Source organism: Paractinoplanes deccanensis (assembly GCF_016862115.1).
Taxonomy (GTDB): Bacteria; Actinomycetota; Actinomycetes; order Mycobacteriales; family Micromonosporaceae; genus Actinoplanes; species Actinoplanes deccanensis.
In genome coordinates this window covers 1-548 of sequence record NZ_BOMI01000039.1, presented here as the reverse complement: position 1 = coordinate 548, position 548 = coordinate 1, and the positions used below count along the sequence as shown (strand labels likewise).

1 protein-coding gene is annotated in these 548 nt (G+C 73.7%); it reads left to right on the top strand.

The genetic code is table 11. From position 1 onward, the window contains the following. Positions 1-299: 299 nt before the first annotated feature. Positions 300-548 (top strand): hypothetical protein (locus tag Ade02nite_RS12285; protein WP_203761737.1); only part of this gene is annotated, 249 nt, incomplete at its 3' end.

Genomic DNA, 548 nt, shown 5'->3' with positions numbered 1-548 from the left:
GGGACATGGCCGGCACGACGTCTGCGCTTGACCGCGCCGATGCCCGAAGCACGACGTCTGCGCTTGACCGCGCCGATGCCCCGGGCGTGGCCGGCACGACGCCTGCGCCTGACCGCGCCGACGCCCGGGACATGGCCGGCACAACACCTCACCCCAGCGCCGTGACTGGTGACACCGGCACCGGCACTCCCGTGAAGCCGGGCGGGGAGGTGGACGCCCGGCCGAGTGATGACATGACGTCCCGACAGTCCGTTGTACCTGCGAAGGAAGCGATCACCGAGCAGGGAGAGGAGTCGGCCATGGGACGTCGACGGCCGGAGGCTGGGCTGCTCGCCCAGGCTCAGGGCAGGGTGGACGGGGCGCTGACTCCGAACTTCGCCGCGCGCCTGCCGGGCAACGGGTCGGGACGCCCTGCGCCGGCGGCCTGGCGCCGGGCCGCGGAGAACGTGGCCGCCCGCGCCGCTGCGGAGGCCAAGGCTGCCGCCGAAAGGCAGCCGAAGCCGATCACGGCGGAAGCGAAGGCCGTCCAGGCAGGGCCGAATACGACC